The organism is Polaromonas sp. P3_C2, from assembly GCF_056402675.1.
In genome coordinates, this window is the sequence record NZ_JBFUGX010001136.1 from 1 (window position 1) to 769 (window position 769).

1 protein-coding gene and 1 pseudogene are annotated in these 769 nt (G+C 54.2%); one reads left to right on the forward strand and one right to left on the reverse strand.

What is annotated here, in order from left to right:
• Positions 1–261: DNA gyrase subunit A (locus AC1DWI_RS25150; RefSeq protein WP_477726182.1), on the reverse strand; the 261-nt coding region annotated here is incomplete at its 3' end.
• 252 nt (positions 262–513) lie between these two features.
• On the opposite strand from AC1DWI_RS25150, the pseudogene AC1DWI_RS25155 reads away from it, so the two are divergent.
• Positions 514–769: pseudogene (locus tag AC1DWI_RS25155) on the forward strand (outer membrane protein OmpA); the annotation flags it as partial.

A 769-nucleotide genomic window follows, 5' to 3' on the forward strand; every position in this document is an offset into this window, starting at 1 on the left:
GTCGTAGACTGACTGGTCGCCGTGCGGATGGTACTTGCCGATCACATCGCCGACGATACGCGCTGACTTTTTGTAAGGGCGGTTCCAGTCGTTGTTCAGCTCGTGCATGGCAAAAAGCACGCGCCGGTGTACCGGCTTGAGGCCATCCCTTGCATCAGGCAGGGCCCGCCCAACGATCACGCTCATTGCGTAATCGAGGTAGCTTCGCCGCATTTCCTCTTCAAGACTGATGGGCAGGGTTTCTTTTGCGAACTGGGTCATGAGCGGCCTGGTTGGGATTTCGAGATTCTTGAAGGAAACCGCTGATTTTAAGGCCGGAGTTTAAAGCGATGGCCTGTGGCGGGACAGCAACAAATGCTGAAGAATCTTAAGTCTGTGTCAGACGAAGCCGATAGCGTGCTTGAAGGTTCAGACAGGTGTGGCACAATCGATGTAACGCTTTGAGTGATGGTCACTCACGGCGTGTAAATTACTAATCGCAGCCAGTCTGCGGCTTTTCTCTAGAGGAGAACCATGAAGAAACTCAACAAAGTGGCAATGTTGTTTGCTTCCGCAGCGCTTGTTACCGCCGCTGGTGCACAAACTATCGACAACTGGAAAAACGGTTCCAACGAACTGGTCTGGAAAAACGGTACCAACGAACTGTGCTGGCGTGACGCCAACTGGACGCCTGCTACTGCAGCGCCTGGTTGCGACGGCGCAATTGCCCCTGCGATGGCTCCTGCTGCTCCTCCGGTTGTTGGTCAAACTGCGACGCCTACTCCTACTC